A 22,889-nucleotide genomic window follows, 5' to 3' on the forward strand; every position below is an offset into this window, starting at 1 on the left:
GCATACTTTTTGATACACCACCGAATAATTTTTTAGTTAATAAAATAAAATCTTAAATTTAAAGTTATGGCTAGATTTAGCTTATTTTCATTTAACTCTTATATTTTATTTTCAAATTTTATAGGTATGCCAGTTCTACCAGTTTTATAAAAAATTGGAGAGAGCTTGGGATGACTATATGTCCTCTATGAGGAAGCAACTTATAGACAAGAGAGATTGAATAATTCAGAAATTGAACTCACTAATCAATGGAAAGAGAAATAAAGAATCTACTAAGGATGAGTGGGTAAATAAATGAGAAGATAACCACTTTCTTAAATGGGATAAGAAATAAGAATGGTTTTAAGTACTGTGAAGGGATTTAAGGCAGGAATCATTGCCTTGGCTATAGGATTTAGCGTTCAGGCAAATGCAAATGAAACAAAGGGAAATCATATTAAGGCTACTATTGATCAGTCATTCAAGCCACTCATGCAACAATATGATGTATTGGGAATGGCAGTCGGGGTGATTTATCAGGGAAAAAATCATGAATATTATTATGGCCTGCAATCTCATATCGACCATAAAGCTGTTGATCGGCAAACAATTTTTGAATTAGGTTCTGTAAGTAAAATTTTTACTGGCATTGCAGGGGGCTATGCCAAAAGTCAGGGCAAGCTTTCTTTTAATGATCATCCAGCTAAATATTGGCTTGATTTAAAGAATTCAGAAATTAACAAAGTCAGTTTGCTGGAATTGGCGACTTATACGAGTGGAAACTTACCTTTGCAATTCCCGGATCAGGTTAAGACTGATCAGCAAGTTCTTGAATATTTCCAAAATTGGCAGGTTAAACATCCGCCTGGCCAATATCGGCAATATTCAAATCCCAGTATTGGCTTATTTGGTGAGTTAAGTGCAAGATCAATGAATGTTCCTTTTAGCGTATTGCTGGAACAGACGATTTTTCCAAAACTCAATTTAAAGAATACCTATATCAATGTTCCGAAAGCACAAAGGGTTCATTATGCTTTTGGTTATGATCAGAACAATCATCCGGTGCGGGTAAACCCGGGAGCTTTGGATGCCCAGGCCTATGGTGTGAAATCTACACTTCCCGATGTGCTGAAATTATTAGATGCCAATCTGAACGTGAAAAAGAACAAGACTGATATTAAACAAGCGCTTCTGGAAACTCATCATGGATATTTTAAGCTTGGAAAAATGACCCAAGCACTCGGTTGGGAGACTTTTGCATATCCGACGACGCTCGATATTTTGCTGGTAAGTAATTCTGAAAAAGTCGTGATGCAAGCAAATCCAGTAGTCAAAAATACTGTTCAGGCAAAATCACAAGTTTTTCATAAAACCGGTTCAACCAATGGCTTTGGCACCTATGTGTTGTTTGTTCCGGAAGAAAATTTTGGACTGGTCATGTTGATGAATAAAAAAATTCCCAATGCAGAGCGAATCAAGGCAGCCTATCAAGTCTTTCAGTTCATAAAACACAGTTAAGTTTATTAAGCCTGAATAGAAGGAAATGTCTCATGATTTTTAAGCTAGGGTATTTCCTTCTTTTGAAAAGAGGTTGAGTCTTGAACTCTAACTGAAGTAAAAGCCTCCTAATTTCGGAGGTTTTTATTTTGTATTGATAAGAGTAGTAGATTTTATTGGTTGAGAAAAATTCATTAATTAAATTTTAAAATGAAATTTAATAATATTAAGGTTGAAAATGGGATAAGCTTATTTAATTAGGATTGAATCAGATTAGATAGATTTCAGGTCATTCATGTTAGAACTTCGTCATTTAAAAACCTTAGTCGCGTTACGGGAACATGGTTCACTGGTTGCAGCAGCAGGAGATCTTTGTCTCACGCCTTCAGCTTTATCCCATCAGCTTCGTGAATTGGATCAATGGTTCGGAGTCGAAGTCGTCAATCGCCGAAGCCGTCCAGTCAGTTTTTCCAATGTGGGGCAGCGCTTGCTGAAGCTGGCAGATGATATTTTGCCTCAAGTCCATGTTGCGCAGAGTGATATTACCCGCATTGTACATGGACAGACAGGACGGATCATTTTTTCTTCCGAATGCCATAGCTGTTTCGACTGGTTGATGCCTTTACTCAATCAATATCGTATTCAATATCCAGATGTAGATTTGGATTTCGCTTCAGGTTTTGAGGCTAATCCGCATGAACTGTTACAAACAGGTGAATTCGATCTGCTTATTACCGCCGATCCGATTGAACTAAAGTGCATAGAGTATTTCCCGATTTTTGAGTATGAATCGCGCTTGGTGCTGTCGAATACCCATCCTTTAGTGCGCGCCCAAAACATTAGCGTCCAAGAATTGGCGGAAGAAACACTGATTACTTATCCAGTGGATAAGCATCGTCTGGATATCATGTCACACCTGTTTATTCCAGCGAATATTTTACCTAAACAAATTCGAACCACCGACTTGACTCAAATGCTGATTCAACTGGTTGCCAGTGGTCGGGGAATTGCAGCCTTGCCAGATTGGGTAGTGAATGAATATGAAAAAAAGGGCTGGGTAACTTCACGCCGTTTGGAGTGTGTAGCACCGAATGGACTGCGCCGGACTTTATATGCAGGTTATCGAACTGAAGAAAAGCAGAAAGATTATTTCGAAGGATTTTTAAAGCAGCTTGATCGATTCTCAAAAAAGAGAATCACATATTATGATTAAGTGGTGATAAAGGTTTCCTCTCGACTCTTTAAAACTATTCTTTTTGATGACGCTTTCAGCCAATTAGATCAATAAACATACAATTCTAAAACAGGCTTATCTTAATTTTGGGTGAAAGATGGGAAGAATAGGACTCAACTAATAGATGAGATATTTAAGAGTTCTTAGGTAGTTTAAAACCTATTCTGAAAGAAGAGGTGAGATCATGAATATTGCAAAGAATACCATTTGTCTTTGGTACGATCATGATGCTGAAGAAGCCGCACGATTTTATGCAGAAACTTTTCCAAATTCATCTGTAGGTGCCATCGTTCTTGCACCTGGAGATTATCCCTCTGGTAAAGCAGGTGATGTCATCACAGTAGACTTTACCGTACTGGGTATTCCATGTATTGGTTTAAATGGAGGACCTGTATTTCAGCATAATGAATCTTTCTCATTTCAAGTTGCCACAGAGGATCAGGAAGAAACAGACCGCTATTGGAATGCGATCGTCAATAATGGCGGTCAGGAAAGTGAATGCGGATGGTGTAAGGATAAATGGGAAGTATCTTGGCAAATCATCCCTAAAGCTTTACTTGAAGCATCATACAGTTCAGACCGTGATATTGCTAAAAGAGTCTTTGATGCCATAATGAACATGAAGAAAATTGATGTCGCTGCAATTGAAGCTGCCATCCGAGGTTAAGAAGTGGTATTGATATCAATTATTTGATGCAATGCATTTAGTTCAAGCTTTTGACCTTATTACTTATCTAAAGTGAAAGGTCATTGATAATAATCAGAAGTTCATCCTTCAAGATTAGCCAGTGGGTTATTTATGGCGACCGCTGGCTAAAACCCATTTAAACATCATCAATAAGTAATTTTTATTTTTTTAAAATAATTAAATAAAACTCGAAGATACCTCTGAAAGTGAAGATTCATATTTGAAATATTTAGCTTAAAGTAAGATGATAAAATAGTAAGTGACTAAAATTCAAAACCTTATTTCATCCGCTAGAAGAACGAGAAAGACATGCTTCATTCCCATCATCATGAAAAACACTATATACAACGTTCTGGCTGGTTGCGTGCCGCAGTGCTTGGTGCCAATGATGGAATTATTTCCGTAACCAGTCTGGTTGTCGGGATGGCAGCCAGTGGTGCTTCTTCACAAACACTTTTGATTGCTTGTGTTGCTGGCCTGATTTCTGGTGCAGCCTCAATGGCAGCTGGGGAATATATTTCGGTTAAGTCGCAACAGGATATTGAAAAAAATGATCTCGCCATGGAAGAGCGGGAATTAAATCTGCATCCCGTACATGAATTAAGAGAACTAAAAAATATTTATATCAAGCGAGGGTTAGAAGCTGATCTGGCCGAAGAAGTGGCAAAACAGCTTACTGCACATAATGCCTTGGATGCGCATGCACGTGATGAAATTGGAATTCTGGAACAGACAGCTGCCCGGCCCTTTACGGCGGCATTTTCTTCAGCATCAGCATTTACGGTGGGTTCTTTATTTCCATTGGTATCCATTTTAGTTTTGCCTTCACACCTGCTAGATCAGGGTGTGATGCTGGTGGGAGTACTTAGTCTGGGAATGATGGGAGCATTAGCCAGTTATGCGGGTGGTGGCAGCATGTGGAAAGGCGCACTGCGTGTCATGATTTGGGGCATCATTGCCATGCTATTCAGTTTCTGGATTGGCTCTCTATTTAATGTTGCTACCACCTAATCATTTAAAAAATATGGAATAAATTTATATTTTTCTCTATATGTCCGAAATTCAAGTGAAGTAGACAATCTGAAATTAAAATTTTTTCAAATCTAATTGTATTAGACACATCTAGATTCTTAATTAGCTAACTCATTTAAAAAGTTTAAGTTTTAACTACACGTTTTTCTTTAATTAAAAATATCTAGTTTGATTATGTTCTTCCTTGCACTAAAGCTGTGCCAAATAGTGCAGTGAAGTGGCAATTTTAAAATCTTGATAAGAATATTCTCAGGGAAATGAGAAAGAACTTGATTTGCAGCCACTATAATTTAGAAAAAATATAAAAGTACCTTTCGATAAATAATATAAATACAAATACTTATTTATAGAATTATTTTATTGGCACGCTTTGTGCTTAATAGAATTTGAGTCAAAGACGACTCTAAAGAAATTTGTAAGACGGCCAATGACGTCCGTTCTGATCGCATCTGGTGTGCAGCGATTCGCATAGCAGATAAGCCTATACGTTCAGTTCTGGAAGGAGATGGTGATGTCTTCAAATTTATATGAAAAGAAAGCAACAAAAATAAGTCTTTTGAATTTCAGCAGCGCAGCAATGAGAGCCTTCCATATGAGTTGGCTCGCGTTTTTTGTCTGCTTCTTTGCCTGGTTCGCCTGTGCACCGCTGATGCCTGTGATCGCGGGTGAATTCAGCTTAACCAAAGATCAAATCGCCAATATCAATATTGCAGCAGTCGCGATCACCATTCTGGTTCGACTGATTGTTGGTCCGCTATGTGACAAATATGGTCCACGAAAAACCTATACCGCATTACTGGTACTCGGCAGTATCCCTGTCTTTGGTGTGGCCTCTGCGAATAGCTATGAATCCTTTCTGTTTTTCCGCTTACTGATTGGCGCCATTGGTGCCAGTTTCGTCATTACCCAATATCACACCAGCATCATGTTTGCGCCGAATGTCGTGGGTACAGCAAATGCGGCATCTGCAGGCTGGGGCAATGCCGGTGGTGGTGCGACTCAAGCCTTGATGCCATTACTTCTGGCTGCTCTGGTGATGTTCGGTGTTGAACAGGCGATGGGCTGGAGAATTGCCCTGATCGTTCCAGGCCTAATGATGCTGATCGTCGGTGCATTGTACTGGAAATTCACTCAGGACTGTCCACAAGGCAACTTTAAAGAACTGCGTGCAGCAGGAATTCAGGTTGGTAGCGAGAAAAAAGGTGGCATGGCAATTCTGATGCATGCTGCACGTAACTACCGTGTCTGGATTCTATTTGGCGCTTATGCGGCCTGTTTCGGTATCGAAATCTTCATTCATAACATCGTAGCCATGTACTACGTAGAAAACTTCAGCTTTGGTTTAAAAGAAGCAGGTATGACGGCCGGGATCTTCGGTCTGCTAGCACTATTTGCCCGTGCACTGGGTGGCATCGTTTCAGACAAAGTTGCCATCAAAAAAGGCCTGGACGGACGTACCAAAGTGCTGTTTGCCATGATCTTGATGGAAGGCTTATTCCTGATTTTATTCTCGCAAATGAACAGTGCCATGTTGGCCATCATCACCATGACTGTCTTCGCATTATTTACCCATATGGCATGTGGCGCAACGTATGCGCTGGTGCCATTTATTGACCGTGATGCTTTAGGTGGTGTGGCCGGCATTATCGGTGCAGGCGGTAATGTGGGTGCGGTCGCAGCAGGATTCTTACTTAAAGGTATGCTGGATATTCAAACCTGTCTGATGGCGCTTGGCGGCCTGGTCGTGATTGCAGCAAGTTTTGTTCTGATGATTCGCTTCTCGGTTGAGCATAAGGCCAAAGAGCAAAAGTTGTATGAAGAAGCTGTCCTTGAACGAAACAACCTGGCTTAAAACACAAGATACAAGATTTAGAAAATTTAGGAGAAGGAATATGAAACTGGTAATGATTGGCCATGGCATGGTAGGACACAAATTCATTGAATCTGTGCTTGAGCATGCGGGTGATGACGTTGAAATTACGATTCTGGCAGAAGAGCCGCGTCTGGCTTATGACCGTGTACATTTAACTGAATATTTCACTGGAAAATCAGCCAAGGATTTAACCCTTTGCCGTAATGACTTTGCAGATGCGTATGGAATTGATTTGCGTTTGAGTACCAAAGCGACTGCAATCGATACTGTTAATAAAACAGTCACCACTAATCATGGCGATGTGATTGCGTATGACAAACTGATTTTAGCTACCGGCTCCTATGCTTTTGTTCCACCAATTCCAGGCAACGACCGTGAAAACTGCTTTGTTTACCGTACCATTGAAGATCTGGATGCGATCCGTGCAGCGAGCCTGAATGCAAAAAACGGTGTCGTGATCGGTGGTGGTTTGCTGGGTCTGGAAGCAGCAAAAGCGCTGCGTGACCTGAATCTGGAAACTCACGTAGTTGAGTTTGCACCACGCTTGATGGCAGTACAGATTGATGACCTAGGCGGTAAAGTGCTACGTACCAAAATTGAAGATCTGGGCGTTAAAGTCCATACCCAAAAAGCAACTTCGTCTATTGAAGACGGCGTAAATGCTAAACATGTCATGAAGTTTGGTGATGGCGCTGAACTAGAAACCGACATCATCCTGTTCTCTGCAGGGATCCGTCCACGTGACGAACTGGCACGTCAAAGCGGCCTGGCGATTGGTGAACGTGGCGGGATCATGATCAATGATTATTGCCAGACTTCGAACCCGGACATTTACGCAATTGGTGAATGTGCGCTGTGGAATAACAAGATTTTTGGTCTGGTTGCTCCAGGCTACGACATGGCACGTATTGCTGCGAAACATGTGCTGCAGGATGAATGTACAGCATTTGCGGGCGCGGACATGAGTACCAAGCTGAAACTCATGGGTGTGGATGTAGCTTCTGTTGGTGATGCACATGCCATGACACCAGGTTCACTGAGCTACTTCTATGCCGATGAAGCGGCGCAGGTCTACAAAAAAATCGTAGTTAATGCTGAAAAGACTAAACTGCTGGGTGCGGTACTGGTCGGTTGTGCTAAAGAATATAACGACCTGCTGCAAATGATGCTGAATGGCTTGGAAGTACCAGAAAATCCAGAAAGTTTAATCATGCCGGGCTTTGATCAAGCGACTGCAAAAGCAGGCGGTAGCGGTGTAGATCTGCTCCCAGACAGCGCAACCATCTGTTCATGTAATAACGTATCTAAAGCCGATATCTGTTCTGCAATTGCCGACGGTTCTACTTCGCTTGGCGCACTGAAAAAATGCACCAAAGCTGCTACGGCATGTGGCGGCTGTGCGCCGTTGGTGACACAAGTCCTAAAATCTGAACTGCAACGCCAAGGCGTGACAGTGAATAACCATTTGTGTGAACACTTCGCTTATTCACGCCAAGAGCTGTATCACCTGGTTCGTGTTAATGAAATCAAGACCTTTGATAACCTGATTCAGCAACATGGCCATGGTCTGGGCTGTGATATCTGTAAGCCGACTGTGGCAAACATTCTGGCATCTTGCTGGAACGACTTCGTACTGAAACCAAGCCATGCCGGCCTGCAAGACAGTAACGACTATTACCTCGGTAACATTCAAAAAGATGGTACTTACTCTGTCGTTCCTCGTATGGCAGGTGGTGAAGTCACTCCAGATGGTCTAATCGTCATTGGTCAAATTGCTAAAGAATATGGTCTGTACACCAAACTGACTGGGGGCCAGCGTGTCGATATGTTTGGTGCGCAGCTACATCAACTTCCAGAAATCTGGGAAAAACTGATCAATGCCGGTTTTGAATCAGGGCATGCTTACGGTAAATCGCTGCGTACGGTTAAATCTTGTGTTGGTAGCACCTGGTGCCGTTATGGTGTGGATGATTCTGTTGGCTTGGCGATCTATCTGGAAAACCGCTACAAAGGCTTACGTTCTCCGCACAAACTGAAAATGGCCGTGTCTGGCTGTACCCGCGAATGTGCCGAAGCACAAAGCAAAGACGTCGGTGTGATTGCGACTGAAAAAGGCTGGAACCTGTATGTTTGCGGTAACGGTGGTATGAAACCACGTCATGCTGAACTGCTGGCTTCTGATCTAGATACTCAAACCCTGATCCGCTATATCGACCGTTTCTTCATGTTCTATATCCAGACGGCTGATCGTCTGCAACGTACTTCGGTGTGGCGTGACAACCTCGAAGGTGGTTTGGATTACCTGAAAGATGTCATCGTCAATGATTCACTTGGTCTGGCAGCAGAATTAGAGCGTCGTATGCAGCATGTAGTGGGCACTTATCAGGATGAATGGCGTACTGCAGTTGAAGATCCAGAAGTCCGTAAACGTTTCAAAACCTTTATCAATGCCAAAGCTGAACAGCAAAACGATCCACATATCCAGTTTGCACAAGTGCGCGGTCAGATCCGTCCGAAAACTGAAGCTGAACGCAATGCCAGCCGTATTCCGGTAGTTGAAGCCTGATTCAAAGAATAAAGGAGCAAGAATATGACAATGTTTAAAGATATGAATGAACTGAATTGGGTCGAAGTGTGTGCACTGGATGACATCACGTCTAATACTGGCGTTGCAGCCTTGGTGGAAGATCAGCAAATTGCGATCTTCCGTGTGGGTTCAGAAAAACGTGTTTATGCACTCAGTAACCAGGATCCATTTAGTAAAGCATTTGTGATGTCACGCGGCATCATTGGTGACCTGCAAGGCGAGCGTGTTGTCGCTTCACCAATTTACAAGCAGCATTTCAGTCTGGCGACTGGCCGCTGTTTGGAAGATAAAGACCAAAAGCTACTGGTTTTTCCAAGCAAGATTGAAAACGGCAAAGTATTCATTAGCCCAGTGCCACAAAAAACTTATATCACCAATAACGGTGTTTCACCGGAAAAAATGAAACTGGTACTGGTCGGTAATGGTCTGGCAGGCATGCGCTGTCTGGAAGACCTGCTGGATATGGCACCAGACCGATATGAAATTACTGTGATTGGTGAAGAGCCGTGGGGCAACTACAACCGCATCATGTTGTCGCCAGTGCTTTCTGGCGAGAAAACGATTGATGACATCATGCTGCATCCACATGCTTGGTATGCTGACAAAGGTATCCATCTGATTGCAGGTGATCCAGCGGTTCGTATCGACCGTCCGCGTAAGCAGGTTTATACCGAAAAAGGCGAAGTGATCGGTTATGACCGTTTGATTCTGGCGACAGGTTCTAAGCCATTCGTTCCGCCAATTCCAGGTAGCGACTTAAAAGGCGTACTCAGCTTCCGCGACATTTATGACGTGAACAACATGCTGGACTACTGCAAAACCAAGAAAAATGCGGTGGTGATTGGTGGCGGTCTGCTGGGTCTAGAGGCGGCTTATGGCCTGAAACAGCAAGGCATGAATGTCACAGTATTACATCTGATGGACCGCATTATGGATCGTCAGCTGGATAGCAAAGCCAGCCAGATGCTGAAAACAGCGATTGAGCAGAAGGGCATCACCATCCTGACTGAAGCGAATACCGAATGTCTGATTGGTGAAGAAGGTCATGTGACCCAAGTGAAACTCAAAGATGGCACCGTGCTGGCTGCTGATCTGGTGGTGTTTGCTGTGGGTATTCGTCCAAATATCGCATTGGCACACAGTGCTGGTCTGCTTTGTAATCGCGGTGTGCTGGTGAATGACACTATGCAGACTTTTGATCCAAGTGTTTATGCGGTGGGTGAATGTATCGAGCACCGTGGTCAAACCTTTGGTCTAGTTGAACCACTTTGGGGTCAAGCGTTCATTTGTGCATCACATCTGGCCGAGCATGGCAGCTTAACCTTTAAAGCGCCAACGGTTCCAACTCAGCTGAAAGTGAGTGGTTGTGATGTGTTCTCTGCAGGTGACTTCGAACCAAAAGATGATTTTGAAGATATCGTACTGAATGACGAGAAACGTCAGATCTATAAACGCATTATTATTCAAAAGGATAGAGTCATTGGTGCGGTGCTGTTTGGCGATACTGAGGATGGTGCCTGGTATGCCGAGCTGATTGCAGATCAGACACCGATCACTTCGATTCGAAATAAACTGCTGTTTGGTCGGGATTTTGCATTAAAGAAAGCAGGCTAATTAGTTCTCTGTAATTAGCACTTCATTAGGGCCGTCACAGCCTCACCTGAAGCGCTGAAGCGACTGTTTACGTGTAGGCATTCCCTTACTTTTGAAAGATCAAAAGTAACAAAAATCTTGGATTCCCATACATTACGTCCTGTAATGATGGGAATCGGTGGCATCCATGCCACCTCACGATAGTGAATGCTTACACAAATTTCGTATTTCAAATAAAGCCAAGATAAAAATCGGAATTACGTGGACTTAGATAATTTAGGAGCACAGCAGCAATGAATAGTATCCCAGTGGTGAAACTGCATAGCTCCACAGAATTAAAAACGATGACGACTCAAACCACCTGTCCATATTGTGGCGTGGGTTGTGGTGTGACTGCACATGTAACGCCGACCACATCAGGCCCTAAAGTGACTGTTGAAGGCGATGTTAACCATCCTTCTAATTATGGCAAGTTATGCATTAAAGGTAGTAATCTGGCAGATACTTTGGGGCTGGAAACCCGTTTACTGCAGCCAATGCTGGGTCGGAAAGATCTGCGTGAAGTTACCAGTTGGGATACTGCAGTTTCGTCCATTGCCAATAAATTCCAGCAATGCATCGATCAATATGGCCGAGACAGTATCGCGTTCTATGTCTCAGGTCAGCTGCTGACCGAAGATTATTATGTGGTGAATAAATTCGTCAAAGGCTATCTCGGTACTGCAAACATCGATACTAATTCACGCCTATGCATGTCCTCAGCCGTAGCCGCGCATAAGCGTGCTTTTGGTGAAGATCTGGTTCCAGCTAGCTACGAAGATTTCGAACATACCGATATGGTGGTGTTGGTTGGTTCAAATACCGCTTGGTGCCATCCAGTATTGTACCAACGCATTATGAAAGCCAAGGAACAGCGCGACCTGTTTGTGGTCGTGGTTGATCCGCGCTTTACCAGCACCTGTGAAGCAGCAGATCTACACCTACCAATTCTGCCAGGTCAGGATGTGGCGCTGTTTAATGGCTTATTGCAGTACCTCTGGAAAAATGGTCACGCAGACCAAGAATTTATTGCTCAACATACACAAGGCTTGGAGCAAGCCTTAGTACAAAGTGAAGCTGAGTCTCCGATTCAAGAAGTTGCTCAACGTACCGGTATTGCAGTCGAGAAACTGCAAACTTTTTATCAGAAATTCGCCGAAACTGAAAAAGTTATGACCCTGTTTTCAATGGGGGTCAATCAGTCTTCGCAAGGGGTGAATAAAGCCAACAGCATTACCAATTGTCATCTATTAACAGGCAAAATTGGTAAATTGGGCGCAGCGCCATTTTCCATGACTGGTCAGCCAAATGCGATGGGCGGCCGTGAAGTCGGGGGGCTAGCCAATATGCTGGCTGCACATCTGGATTTAGAAAATCCGGGTCATCAGCAGCTGGTACAAAATTTCTGGCAAAGTCCGTATATTGCTAAACAAGCAGGACTGAAAGCAGTTGATTTATTCCAGGCCGTTGAAAGTGGCAAGATCAAGGCGATCTGGATTATGGCCACCAATCCGGTGGTCAGCTTACCAGATGCCGATCAGGTCAAACGTGCGCTAGAAAAATGCGAATTCGTGGTGGTATCCGATATTTGCCAAGATACAGATACGACCCAATATGCCGATGTCTTGCTGCCTGCATTAGGCTGGGGAGAAAAAGACGGTACCGTGACCAATTCGGAACGTCGTATTTCACGTCAGCATGCATTTTTGGATGCACCGGGTGAAGCCAAAGCTGACTGGTGGGCGATCAGTCAGGTGGCTCAGAAGATGGGTTTCACAGGTTTTGATTTTAATAATAGCCATGACATTTTTCTGGAGCATGTCCGATTATCTGCCGAGCAAAACTCTGATTTAAGTCAGCGATCTGAAACGCCATATTTCCGTTATTTCAACCTGCAAGGCTTAAGTAATTTAACTGCACAAGAATATGACGAACTGGATCCAGTGCAGTGGCCAGTTTGGGATAAGCATCAAGATGCGAAATCTGTCACCCGGTTATTTGCTCAAGGTCAGTTCAGTCATGCGGATGGCAAAGCCAAGTTTATTGCTACCACAGCGATTGATCCAGTAAATCTGGTTTCCAGTGAATATCCTTTAATTTTAAATACCGGCCGAATCCGTGACCAGTGGCATACCATGAGCCGTACCGGTTTATCTGCAAATCTCAGCACACATCGTGCTGAACCTTATTGTGAGATTCATCCACATGATGCTTTGAAATACGGGATTAAAGATGACGAGCTGGTAGAAGTCAAATCGCAATGGGGCAATTGTGTCTTGCGTGCGACTGTCAGTGACAATATCCGCCGTGGTCAAGTGTTTGCCCCGATTCACTGGAATGATCAGGTCGCATCCGACGCGCGTATTGGCAAGCTGGTCAATCCAGTGGTGGATGCCATTTCGGGTGAACCAGAATTCAAGCATACTCCGGTCATCATTCATCCATTTTATAGTCAGTGGCAAGGCGTATTTTATGTGCGTCAAGGCTTTGAAAAAATCGTACAGCCGTCGATTGAAGCCACCGTGTGGTGGACTAAAATCACTACCAGCAAGGCAGTACGTTATGAACTGGCAGATCGGAAAAAATTTAGCTACACCACTGAGCATTTAAAAGAATTATTGCCATTTCAGGATGAAAGTTTTGAATGGCTGAATCTCGAAGATCAGACCGCCCACATTAGTCATAGTGTGATACTTCAGGATGGTCATGTGATTGCCAGCCTATATATTGCACCGAAGGCCTTATTGCCGGATCGCGACTGGGTAGCAAGTCTGTTTAAACGTGAACGTTTAAGTGCTATGCACCGTAAGGCTTTACTTGCCGGACAGCCAATGTCGATGGCAAATAATGAAGGTCCACTGGTCTGTAGCTGTTTTAAAGTCGGTAAAAACCGCATCATTGAAACCATTAAAACTAAAAATATTACGGATGAAAAACAGGTGACCGCATGTTTAAAAGCCGGAGGGAATTGTGGTTCGTGTTTACCTGAAATCCGTGGCCTGATTAAAACATGTCAATTGGAGACGGTAGAATGAAAAAAGGAGCCGAGAGAGAAAATAATAAAACAGCCTATCCGCGTACTGATCTGGTGATCCTGGCGGGTGGACAGGCAAGACGCATGAATGGCATCAACAAACTGTTGCAGAAATTCGATGACCAGATTCAGCTGATCAAGATTCACCAACAGCTGAAATCGAATGTTGCACAGGTCTGGATTAACAGCCATCGCGACTATTCCATTTACCAGAAACTTATTCCCAGTGTTCATTATTATCAAGATGATGAGCCNNAAGCCACTTTATCCATTTTGTCTGGTCAAACGCAGCAGTCTGGCAACCCTGAACTTACATCTTGAACAGGAACAGCGCAGTCTTAAACACTGTTTTGCTGATTTGCACGCACAAGTGGCACGTTTTAAAAATCGTGCGCTATTTTTTCACAGTATTAACTCGCTGGATGAACTGCAACAGTATCAACAGCTCAAATTTCTGCACTAAAAACTGAATATTTTACTTTTGGCACAAAGTTGGAACACTTATTGCAGATCTTATTATTACAAGATTGGGCGTTTTGAGTTCCGCGCACTACATATGTGCAACAACCCACCCAAGGCCTGAAGATGGATGTTCAACATGAATATGATGACACAGCTTAAAAATGATGCCTTGTTTGTCGATCAATTCGGTCGTGGCAAGCGCAAGCTAAGGATTTCAGTGACCGATCGCTGCAATTTCAAATGTGTTTATTGTATGCCTGAACATCCTGAATGGATGAAAAAACACGATCTGCTCAGTTTTGAAGAGCTGTATCAATTTTGCGATTTTATGGTGCGTCATGGCATCCAGTATATCCGCATTACTGGTGGTGAGCCGTTAATGCGTCAGGGCGTAGTGCATTTTGTTGAACAACTGCAAGCGCTGAAAAAGCTGGGACTACAACGCATTTCCATGACCACCAATGCGCATTATTTAAAACAATATGCACAAGCCTTAAAGCAGGCGGGACTGGATGACCTGAATATCAGCCTGGACAGTCTGGATGCTGATCAGTTTAAACAGCTGACCCAAAAGGATTTGACACCTGTGCTGGAAGGAATTCAGGCAGCACAAGCTGCAGGTTTACCGGTTAAGATCAATACCGTGCTGATGCAGGGTATCAATGATGATCAGATTCTCCCTTTAGCGCGCTGGTCAGTTCAGCAAAATATTGTCCTGCGCTTTATCGAATTTATGCCACTTGATGGTGATCACAATTGGTCTACTGAGCATGTAGTCAGTGAACAATACATTTTAGAAGCTTTGGCGACTGAATTTACGCTCACTCAAAAAACTAATAATTCTTCCCAATCAGCTTCGGAACCCGCACGCCAGTATCTGATTGCTGGTCATCCGATTGGAATTATCTCAACTATTACCAATTCATTTTGTGGCAGCTGCGACCGCTTGCGATTGACTGCACAAGGTGAATTTTACAATTGCCTGTTTGCACCTCAAGGTTTGAATCTTAAAAAGGAAATCAAATCATTAAATTCATCTGTCGCTCTAAGTGAGTTGAATTTGTATGGTGCTTTATCCCGATATATCTGGAACAAAGAACAGGGCTTTCATGCCATAGAGCAGCGTTTAAAAAATCAAAGTATGAATCAAAACAGCCGCAAAATTAGTATGCATATGATAGGAGGCTAAGATGTCACAGATCAGAATCAGAATTGAAGCCTTCGGTGCGGTAGAACGACAGTTACCGCAAGATCTCGAAATTATCTGCAAATCTCAAAGTACCGTATCTGAAGTTTTGAATCAGGTGGGACAAGATTATCCTGATGCATTTGGCATGATTGAACGCTGTGCCTGTGCCATCGGTGAAGATATCATTTCACGTCAGACACCTCTTCATGCTGACAGTACTTTGGTGCTGTTGTCACCTGTAGCAGGAGGCTGAAATGAGCAAATTCAAACAGATTTCCCGGATCCAAGATACTGCTTTAGATCTGGAAAGTTTTGATCCGATCCAGTCTTTTCCTGAATGTGGTGGAATCGGCGTATTTATCGGAACGGTACGTAATCACCATGAAGGTAAAGCAGTCAAGGCACTGAAATATACGGCCTATAAACCTGTTGCAGAAAAAATGATTCGCCAGATTGAGCAGGAAATCCAGACCAAATACGGCGTGTCCTATGTGCGGGTGATTCATCGAATTGGGGCATTAGATATTGGTGAAAAAGCCATTATTGCAATTGCTTATGCTGCACATCGACGTGAGGCTTTTGCCGCTTGTGAGGAAGCAGTGGAGCGGGTCAAACATGAGGTGCCAGTCTGGAAAGAAGAGTTTTATATGGATGGCAGCAGTCAATATGTTGAGGGGTGTTGTATCCGTAAAGATGTAGAAATTACTCATACGCATCGTCATTCAGAACATTCAGATGAGACGCATCAACATTGCCATCATGCCAAAGAAAATATGCCATTCATCTATCAATGGCCGATATAAGTCAGAACAGACATACGTTTAAAGAAGAAATGAACTATAGGAACATGCAATGAAAAATGTCGGGATGAAAGCAGAAAGTTATCGGACTGCAGTAGCTACAGGGATTCTGCATGCACCGCCACATTGCATTGAGTTATTACGAAATGGCAATACGGAAAAAGGTGATGCTCTAAAGACAGCTCGCATCGCCGGAATCTTAGGGGCTAAACGAACCGATGAACTGATTCCGCTGTGTCATCCTTTACCAATTTATCGCGCAGATGTGGAATATGAACTGTTTGATGCGCATGTCGAAATTATTGCCACAGTAGAGACTATTGGTCCAACTGGTGTGGAAATGGAAGCCTTGACTGCCGTTAGTCTGGCTGGATTAACCCTCTATGACATGCTCAAACCACATTGTGAACCGGAAGACTTATGTCTGGATCAATGTAAATTGCAAAAGAAAAAAGGCGGTAAATCGCATTTTGCCCGTGTTTTAAAAGAAGCATTGCCAGCATCCATCATTGTGCTTTCAGATACAGTCGCTGCCGGTAAAAAAACGGATACAGCAGGGCAAAATGTTCTGGAAATATTACAAGAAGCCAATTTTGAAAATATAGCCTATCAAGTGATTCCAGATGATCCTGAACAGTTATTGGCATTGGTTCATCAACAAAAAAATGACTATCCATTGATCCTGACTGTAGGTGGAACAGGCTTAGGTCCTAAAGATCTAACAGTTGAAACTTTACAGCCTTTACTGAAACGGGAAATTCCTGGACTCATGGAAGCTTCACGCAGTTTCGGCCAGAAACGCACGCCGTATGCAGCTTTAAGTCGTGGCGTTGCGGGCTATATTGATAACAGTTTGGTAATGACTTTACCGGGCAGCCGACAAGGCGCCAAAGAATCATTAATTGCCGTATTACCAGCATTGGTACATTTATTTGATGTGCAAAAAAATATTCCACATCAAGGCGGTTATCAATAATGTCTGGATGCGGAGCAGAACATGGTCTGATTACAGTCGATCAAGCTTTAGAATTAATTTTGCAGCATACTCAAGTGTTAGCAACTGAACGACTGAAGTTAAACCAAGCCCTAAATCGTTATCTAGCAGAAGATATTTATTCTGGGATTAATCTACCGTTATTTTCGCAAAGTGCCGTAGATGGTTATGCATTATGTACCCAATCTGCAATTGAATCAGAAAGCGAGTTTCATCTCATCGGTGAAATTCGGGCAGGGCAACAGGATGAGCTGCAACTTCAGGATGGTCAGGCCGTCAGGATTTTTACCGGCGCTAAAATTCCGCTTGGGACTACTACGGTCGCACGTCAGGAAATTGTTCAAGTGATTGATTCATCGAGAATCAAAATTACAGAACAGCTTAAAGCTCATGCCGATATTCGGGATGTGGGCGAAGAAATTTCAGTCGGGCAATTATTGGCCAATAAAGGTCAGCAGCTGTCAGTCGGTGCAATTGCCTCTTTAAGCATGGCGGGGATCAATATTGTTAAGGTTTTTCAATATCCTAAAGTGGCTGTGGTCATTACAGGTGATGAAGTTGCTGAAAGTATCGAGGATTTTGCAGCGGGTAAAATTTTTGATGCCAACGGTCCCCTGATTGAAGCCTGGTTTCAGCAAGCTGGGCAGCAGGTTGAGATTTTTCATGTTGCAGATACTGAAGCGGCAGTATGGGATCTCATTCAAGAATTATCAGCAAGCCATGACCTGATTTTAACCACGGGCGGTGTATCTGTCGGAGATTATGATTTCATTCGGCCTGTAGCACTAGATTTAGGCTTTGAACAGATATTCTGGAAAGTAAAACAGAAGCCGGGCAAGCCGATGTTCTTTGCCCAGCTACAGCGCAATGATAGTTCACATTGTTATCTGCTGGGTTTGCCGGGCAATCCCGCAGCAGTGTATGTGGGCATGCAGATCTACACCGCAACTTTATTAAATGCCTTACAAGGACACAAATCTCAGCCGAACTGGTTTAATGCTGTACTCACCCATGATCTGAAAATGAATGCCAGAGAGCGCTTTTTAAGAATGTCTGCCAGCTTTGAGCAGTCGGTTTTACGAGTTAAAAGTCTGTCTAAGCAGCAATCACATATGCTGAGCAATCTCATGCAGGCCAATTGTCTGGTTCGCATTCCGGCAGGAAAAAGCCTGAAAGAAGGGGATCTTGTTCAAGGCTTATTTATTCACTAATAAGGGTAGATGCACATGAAAAAATCTCTGTTTTTATCCATGTGCATTGCCATGATGTTTTCCTCAGTCCATGCAGGAACAGTGAAGGTTTACGCCGCAGCGAGTCTAAATAATGCTGTGACCGAAATTTCCAGAATTTACCAAGCTCGACATCCGCAAACTAAAATTATTACCATTTTTGGTGCATCTTCTGCCTTAGCCAAACAGATCGAAGCAGGAGCTAGTAGTGATTTGTTTTTTTCAGCTGATCAGGATTGGATGAAATATCTGGTACACAAGAAACTCATAAATTCAAGTTCAGTTCATCCCATCCTGTTAAACCAATTAGTGGCGATCAGCCCGAAACATTTGAATATTCATTTTAAACCCCAGTCCAGTTTTAATTTTGCCCAGTCCTTTAAAGGTTATGTATGTACCGGTCAAATGGAATCGGTACCTGCCGGGAAATATGCCAAGCAAAGTCTGACCCAACTGAACTGGTTAAATGGCTTGAAAGGACGAATTGTTGGAACGGATGATGTACGCTCGGCTTTGGCTTTCGTCGAACGCGGTGAATGTGAAGTGGGGATTGTCTATAAAACTGAGGCCATGATCAGTCGAAAAGTGAAAATCATCGGTACTTTCCCAGCAAATTCACATAGTCCGATTGTTTATCCTTTAGCTTTGACACGGCAAGGTGCGCAGAATAAAGAAGCAGTGCAATTTGAACAATTTATACAAAAAAGTACACAAGCCAAAGCCATCTTTAAAAAATATGGATTTAGGCTGAATCCCTAGATAATGACTGGAGAAATAACTGCAAGATGTTAAGTCCAGAAGAACTCAGTGCGCTCTACCTATCTGCCAAGGTGGCCAGCTTTGCGACCTTATTCTGTTTACCTTTTGCAGTAGCATTGGCTTGGGTTTTAGCCCGACATGAATTTCGGCTCAAGTTTCTGGTCGAAGCATGTTTGCAATTGCCGATGGTGCTGCCACCTGTGGTTTTGGGTTATCTGCTTCTGATACTGTTTGGTAATCAGGGCATGATTGGCCAATATCTCAATACACTCGGGTTGCAACTGGCATTTAACTGGAAAGGGGCGGTGTTGGCCTCGATGATTGTGGCATTTCCGCTGATGGTGCAACCGATCCGTTTGTCATTTCAGCTTATGAACCAGCAACTCGAACATATCGCAGGTTCATTGGGCGCAGCACCGTGGAAAGTGTTTTGGAGTATCAATTTACCTCTGGCGATTCCCGGTATGCTGATTGGCAGCATCTTATGTTTTAGCCGCAGTCTGGGTGAGTTTGGTGCCACCATTACTTTTGTGGGCAATATTCCGGATGAAACCCGCACTATTCCCATCGCAATTTATTCCTTACTGCAACAACCAAATGGTGAAGAAATGGCGATGCGTCTGGTGACATTGTCTATTTTCTTGGCATTTACTGCCTTAATTGCCAATTATTTTATTTTGCAAAACTATCAACGGAAATTGGGAGGCTGAAATGTTGAAATGTGATTTTCAATATCAACAAGCCGATTTCGAGTTGAATATTAAACTGGAAATATCGCAGCAACTATTGGGGATCGTCGGTGCATCTGGAAGTGGGAAAAGCACATTACTCAAAAATATTGTCGGGTTATTGAAACCTGATCAAGGATATATTCAGTTTAATCAGCAGGATTTAACCAATATAGAAAAGCAAATAAATATTCCAATGCATCAGCGCAAAATTGCATTAGTTTTCCAGAATGCTTTGCTGTTTCCCCATCTGAATGTGCAACAGAACCTAGGTTATGCAGAAAAACTGGTATCTAGAGCAGATCGAAAATTCCAGTTTGAAGACATCGTAGAATTATTAGAATTAAAGCCTCTAATTTATCGCAAAGCCCATCAGCTATCAGGTGGAGAAGCGCAGCGTGTTTCTATTGGTCGGGCATTATTGTCTTCACCAAATTTGTTGCTACTAGATGAACCTTTAACGGGACTGGATCAACAGTTAAAACAGCAGATCTTACCTTTCCTAAAACGGATTAAAGATGAGCTGAATTTACCGATGATTTATGTGACCCATCATTTAGAAGAGTTAGCTTACTTAGAAGCTGAAACTGTACTGCTCAAACAGGGAACATTAATCAGGAACTGATTAACTCTAGCTGATTGAGCCGGGCAGGTTTTGCATAGTAAAAACCTTGCAGATAATCACAATGATGTGATTTTAAACACTCAGCCTGTTCAGGATTCTCAATTCCTTCCGCAACGACTTCCAGATCCAGCTTATGCGCTAGGGTAATCATGGCTTCAATAATTGCCTCATCTCGTGGATTGCCGGGTAAATGCTGTACAAAGCTACGATCCAGTTTGATCTCATCGATCGGTAAGCTACGTAAATAACTTAAACTCGAATAACCAGTGCCAAAGTCATCCACCGAAACTTTAATCCCCAAAGCCCGGACATTTTTTAAGATCTCAATCGACTTATCACCGCTGGCAATTAGCATGCTTTCAGTCACTTCCAGTTTTAGTAACTCATGTGGGAATTCAATTTCTGCTAATAATTGCTGTAGATCGCTCAGGAATCCACTTCTTTTAAACTGTAAGGGAGACAGATTGACGGCAACCGAAATTTGAGTCTCATGCTGCATATTCCAGGCTTTGACTTCCTCACAAGCCTGTCTGAGCACCCATTCGCCAATCGAGACAATTTGACCAGTTCTTTCTGCAAAAGGAATAAAATCGGCAGGAGAAATAAAGCCTTTTTCTGGGTGTTGCCAGCGAATCAAGGCTTCCAGACATTTGACCTTGCCCGTTTCACTGTCCAGAATTGGCTGATAAAACAGTTTAAACTGCTGTTCATGCAGAGCGACCATCAGTTCATGACGAAGCTGTACATAATCTACCTTCGGTAAAGGCTCTTTCGTGAAATTATACCAGTGCCAGGTATTACCCCCTTCGGCATTGGCGTCACGCATGGCATCTTTAGCAGCATTGATAAACTGCTTAACACATTTAATGTCTGGATCAGCATCAGCCACACCAATACTGGCACTCAGATGAATGTCATAACCATCTACGTGAAAAGGCTGAGATAATCCGGCGATGATTTCTTCGGCACGTACAGCGACTTGCTTGAGATCAGTCATTTGAGTTAATAAAATTGCAAACTCATCTCCTGAAAATCTGGAAATCACATCTTCAGGCTCCAGGTTTTGGCTCAGACGATTGCCCACCAGTTTTAAAATTTTATCGCCAATATCATGACCGAGGCTTTGATTCAAAGGTTCAAAATCATCCAGATCCAGATATAAAAGCACCAGATTTGCAGAACCTGTCTGAGCTAAATGCAGTTTTTCCTGTATCACTTCTTCAAACAGCTTATTGTTAATAAAGCCGGTTAAATGGTCATGTGATTCCTGATAAGCGATTAGTTCTTGCTGGGCAACATGCTGACTCACATCCTGTTGAATGGCAATAAAATGAGTGCATTTATGATTTTCATCAAAGACCGGGCCGAGATTCAGCTTGTTCCAGAACCAGTGTCCATCCTTACGATAATTTTTCAGGACAATCTTGATTTCAGATTTATTCTGAATGGCTTCGCTGATTTGCTGAACGCTTTCCGCTGAAGTATCGGGTCCCTGCAAGATGCGGCAATTTTTCCCTTTGAGTTCTTCCAGGCTATAACCGGTAATCTGCTCAAAGGCTGGATTAACATATTCAATAGGCTGGTCATTTTCTGCCGAAGTTAAAATAATGCCATGCGGATTTGCATCGACACTACGTTTCATTAAGCGCAGCATTTCATTGTTTTGATAGCGTTCAGTAATGTCGCGTGCCACGCTAAAGATACCGACAATTTCCTCATTCACTTTAATTGGCAAAAAAGTTAAATCGAGCCAGTATTTCTGTCCTGCCGAGTTATGTGCCTGAACTTCAAGGTGTCCAGTCAAACCATGCTTGGCCTGCTCAAAGGCTTCTAAGGCAAGAGGGCGATGTTCAGGTTCAATAAAATGATCAATTTTAGTACCGATATGCGATTTAACACCGACCTCATTAAAAAATTTGGTGGCCAGATTGGCATCTACAATATTGCCATCCAGATTATGCTCAAAAATTGCATCGGGATGAAAAGAGAAAAATGACTGATATTTATCTTTGAGTTGATTTCGTTTTTTGCGTTCTTCATACAGCTCAAAGGTTAAGGCGATCAGCGAAGCTGCATATTGCAGCAGGTCAATTTCATTGGGAGTAGGAGACTTGATCGAACGATAATAAGTACCAAAAGAGCCGAAAAGTTTGCCACTCCCGTTGGCAATTGGTACCGACCAGCAGGCTCTTAAACCATTTTGTTTAACCAGATCTTTATATGCGACCCAGTTCGGATCATTGAGTAAATCCTCACAGACCACTAAACGACGATGATATGCAGCTGCACCACAAGCGCCTACATTCGGACCGATTTTTAGATCCTTTAAAGCGGCTATATATTCTCTGGAAAAATAGGCTGGTTCTTTTATTAAATTAAGCGTTTGTTCCTGTTCCGAATACAACATGACAGATATCAATGCATCCGGGATTTTATCCCCTAACCATGCGGTAATCGCATCTATGATATCCTCTAAGGCAGCAGCTTGACCAATCAGATTAAAAATCTCTTGGCTGATGCCTCCATTATAAAAAGAAGTCATATTGT

17 protein-coding genes and 1 pseudogene are annotated in these 22,889 nt (G+C 42.9%); 17 read left to right on the forward strand and 1 reads right to left on the reverse strand.

Features of this window, described 5'->3' with window-relative positions:
- Positions 1-336: 336 nt before the first annotated feature.
- The 17 genes and pseudogenes from ampC to B3J29_RS04040 all read left to right on the forward strand — a co-directional run bounded on the left by ampC (position 337) and on the right by B3J29_RS04040 (position 20,342).
- A complete protein-coding gene (ampC, locus tag B3J29_RS03960; RefSeq protein ID WP_261634943.1) occupies positions 337-1,497 on the forward strand; it encodes a class C beta-lactamase in 1,161 nt (386 codons plus the stop codon).
- Positions 1,498-1,771: 274 nt separating this feature from the next.
- Positions 1,772-2,689, forward strand: coding sequence for a LysR family transcriptional regulator (locus tag B3J29_RS03965; RefSeq protein ID WP_261634942.1), 918 nt, complete (start codon positions 1,772-1,774; stop codon positions 2,687-2,689).
- Between the two features lie 205 nt (positions 2,690-2,894).
- Positions 2,895-3,377 carry a VOC family protein gene (locus B3J29_RS03970; RefSeq protein ID WP_261634941.1) on the forward strand — a complete coding sequence of 161 codons (483 nt, stop codon included), beginning with the start codon at positions 2,895-2,897 and terminating at the stop codon, positions 3,375-3,377.
- Positions 3,378-3,707: 330 nt separating this feature from the next.
- Positions 3,708-4,409, forward strand: coding sequence for a VIT1/CCC1 transporter family protein (locus B3J29_RS03975; RefSeq protein ID WP_261634940.1), 702 nt, complete (start codon positions 3,708-3,710; stop codon positions 4,407-4,409).
- Positions 4,410-4,941: 532 nt separating this feature from the next.
- The gene (locus tag B3J29_RS03980; RefSeq protein ID WP_180052686.1) at positions 4,942-6,282 is read left to right on the forward strand and encodes an MFS transporter; all 1,341 of its coding nucleotides are present in this window, start codon (positions 4,942-4,944) and stop codon (positions 6,280-6,282) included.
- A gap of 40 nt (positions 6,283-6,322) precedes the next feature.
- Positions 6,323-8,869, forward strand: a complete 2,547-nt coding sequence (nirB, locus tag B3J29_RS03985; protein WP_261634939.1) for a nitrite reductase large subunit NirB — start codon at positions 6,323-6,325, stop codon at positions 8,867-8,869.
- 24 nt (positions 8,870-8,893) lie between these two features.
- Positions 8,894-10,504 (forward strand): nitrite reductase small subunit NirD, encoded by a 1,611-nt coding sequence (gene nirD / locus B3J29_RS03990; protein WP_261634938.1) that lies wholly within the window; start codon positions 8,894-8,896, stop codon positions 10,502-10,504.
- Between the two features lie 272 nt (positions 10,505-10,776).
- Positions 10,777-13,557: a nitrate reductase gene (locus B3J29_RS03995; RefSeq protein WP_261634937.1), complete on the forward strand. Its 2,781-nt coding sequence runs from the start codon at positions 10,777-10,779 to the stop codon at positions 13,555-13,557.
- Positions 13,554-14,019 (forward strand): annotated as a pseudogene (gene mobA, locus B3J29_RS04000) (molybdenum cofactor guanylyltransferase). The gene B3J29_RS03995 and the pseudogene mobA overlap by 4 nt, the downstream one beginning before the upstream one ends.
- 135 nt (positions 14,020-14,154) lie before the next feature.
- A complete protein-coding gene (gene moaA, locus B3J29_RS04005; protein ID WP_286964448.1) occupies positions 14,155-15,207 on the forward strand; it encodes a GTP 3',8-cyclase MoaA in 1,053 nt (350 codons plus the stop codon).
- Between the two features lies 1 nt (position 15,208).
- The gene (locus B3J29_RS04010; protein ID WP_034170381.1) at positions 15,209-15,460 is read left to right on the forward strand and encodes a MoaD/ThiS family protein; all 252 of its coding nucleotides are present in this window, start codon (positions 15,209-15,211) and stop codon (positions 15,458-15,460) included.
- Between the two features lies 1 nt (position 15,461).
- Positions 15,462-16,010, forward strand: coding sequence for a molybdenum cofactor biosynthesis protein MoaE (locus B3J29_RS04015; protein ID WP_286964449.1), 549 nt, complete (start codon positions 15,462-15,464; stop codon positions 16,008-16,010).
- A gap of 49 nt (positions 16,011-16,059) precedes the next feature.
- Entirely contained in the window at positions 16,060-16,983 is a 924-nt protein-coding gene (gene moaCB, locus B3J29_RS04020; RefSeq protein ID WP_180002449.1) for a bifunctional molybdenum cofactor biosynthesis protein MoaC/MoaB, read from the forward strand.
- On the forward strand, positions 16,983-18,212 hold the full coding sequence (locus tag B3J29_RS04025) for a molybdopterin molybdotransferase MoeA (protein ID WP_286964450.1): 1,230 nt from the start codon (positions 16,983-16,985) through the stop codon (positions 18,210-18,212). The genes moaCB and B3J29_RS04025 overlap by 1 nt, the downstream gene beginning before the upstream one ends.
- Positions 18,213-18,227: 15 nt before the next feature.
- On the forward strand, positions 18,228-18,989 hold the full coding sequence (modA, locus tag B3J29_RS04030) for a molybdate ABC transporter substrate-binding protein (protein WP_286964451.1): 762 nt from the start codon (positions 18,228-18,230) through the stop codon (positions 18,987-18,989).
- A gap of 26 nt (positions 18,990-19,015) precedes the next feature.
- Complete coding sequence (gene modB / locus B3J29_RS04035) at positions 19,016-19,699, forward strand: molybdate ABC transporter permease subunit (protein ID WP_286964452.1); 684 nt, start codon at positions 19,016-19,018, stop codon at positions 19,697-19,699.
- Between the two features lies 1 nt (position 19,700).
- A complete protein-coding gene (locus B3J29_RS04040; protein WP_286964453.1) occupies positions 19,701-20,342 on the forward strand; it encodes an ATP-binding cassette domain-containing protein in 642 nt (213 codons plus the stop codon).
- On the opposite strand, the gene B3J29_RS04045 is transcribed toward B3J29_RS04040, so the two are convergent.
- Positions 20,332-22,884, reverse strand: a complete 2,553-nt coding sequence (locus B3J29_RS04045) for a bifunctional diguanylate cyclase/phosphodiesterase (protein WP_286964454.1) — start codon at positions 22,882-22,884, stop codon at positions 20,332-20,334. The genes B3J29_RS04040 and B3J29_RS04045 overlap by 11 nt on opposite strands.
- Positions 22,885-22,889 lie beyond the last annotated feature (5 nt).

This window comes from Acinetobacter sp. UBA5984, assembly GCF_002429925.1.
GTDB classification, from domain to species: Bacteria; Pseudomonadota; Gammaproteobacteria; order Pseudomonadales; family Moraxellaceae; genus Acinetobacter; species Acinetobacter variabilis.

Excerpts from the sequence above, each read along its gene's own strand:
- ampC (WP_261634943.1), top strand. The coding sequence starts at position 337 with ATGGTTTTAAGTACTGTGAAGGGATTTAAGGCAGGAATCATTGCCTTG.
- moaCB (WP_180002449.1), top strand. The coding sequence starts at position 16,060 with ATGAAAAATGTCGGGATGAAAGCAGAAAGTTATCGGACTGCAGTAGCT.
- B3J29_RS03965 (WP_261634942.1), top strand. The coding sequence starts at position 1,772 with ATGTTAGAACTTCGTCATTTAAAAACCTTAGTCGCGTTACGGGAACAT.
- B3J29_RS04040 (WP_286964453.1), top strand. The coding sequence starts at position 19,701 with ATGTTGAAATGTGATTTTCAATATCAACAAGCCGATTTCGAGTTGAAT.
- nirB (WP_261634939.1), top strand. The coding sequence starts at position 6,323 with ATGAAACTGGTAATGATTGGCCATGGCATGGTAGGACACAAATTCATT.
- B3J29_RS03975 (WP_261634940.1), top strand. The coding sequence starts at position 3,708 with ATGCTTCATTCCCATCATCATGAAAAACACTATATACAACGTTCTGGC.
- nirD (WP_261634938.1), top strand. The coding sequence starts at position 8,894 with ATGACAATGTTTAAAGATATGAATGAACTGAATTGGGTCGAAGTGTGT.
- B3J29_RS03980 (WP_180052686.1), top strand. The coding sequence starts at position 4,942 with ATGTCTTCAAATTTATATGAAAAGAAAGCAACAAAAATAAGTCTTTTG.
- B3J29_RS04025 (WP_286964450.1), top strand. The coding sequence starts at position 16,983 with ATGTCTGGATGCGGAGCAGAACATGGTCTGATTACAGTCGATCAAGCT.
- B3J29_RS04010 (WP_034170381.1), top strand. The coding sequence starts at position 15,209 with ATGTCACAGATCAGAATCAGAATTGAAGCCTTCGGTGCGGTAGAACGA.
- modA (WP_286964451.1), top strand. The coding sequence starts at position 18,228 with ATGAAAAAATCTCTGTTTTTATCCATGTGCATTGCCATGATGTTTTCC.
- B3J29_RS03970 (WP_261634941.1), top strand. The coding sequence starts at position 2,895 with ATGAATATTGCAAAGAATACCATTTGTCTTTGGTACGATCATGATGCT.
- B3J29_RS04015 (WP_286964449.1), top strand. The coding sequence starts at position 15,462 with ATGAGCAAATTCAAACAGATTTCCCGGATCCAAGATACTGCTTTAGAT.
- B3J29_RS04045 (WP_286964454.1), bottom strand. The coding sequence starts at position 22,884 with ATGACTTCTTTTTATAATGGAGGCATCAGCCAAGAGATTTTTAATCTG.
- moaA (WP_286964448.1), top strand. The coding sequence starts at position 14,155 with ATGAATATGATGACACAGCTTAAAAATGATGCCTTGTTTGTCGATCAA.
- B3J29_RS03995 (WP_261634937.1), top strand. The coding sequence starts at position 10,777 with ATGAATAGTATCCCAGTGGTGAAACTGCATAGCTCCACAGAATTAAAA.
- modB (WP_286964452.1), top strand. The coding sequence starts at position 19,016 with ATGTTAAGTCCAGAAGAACTCAGTGCGCTCTACCTATCTGCCAAGGTG.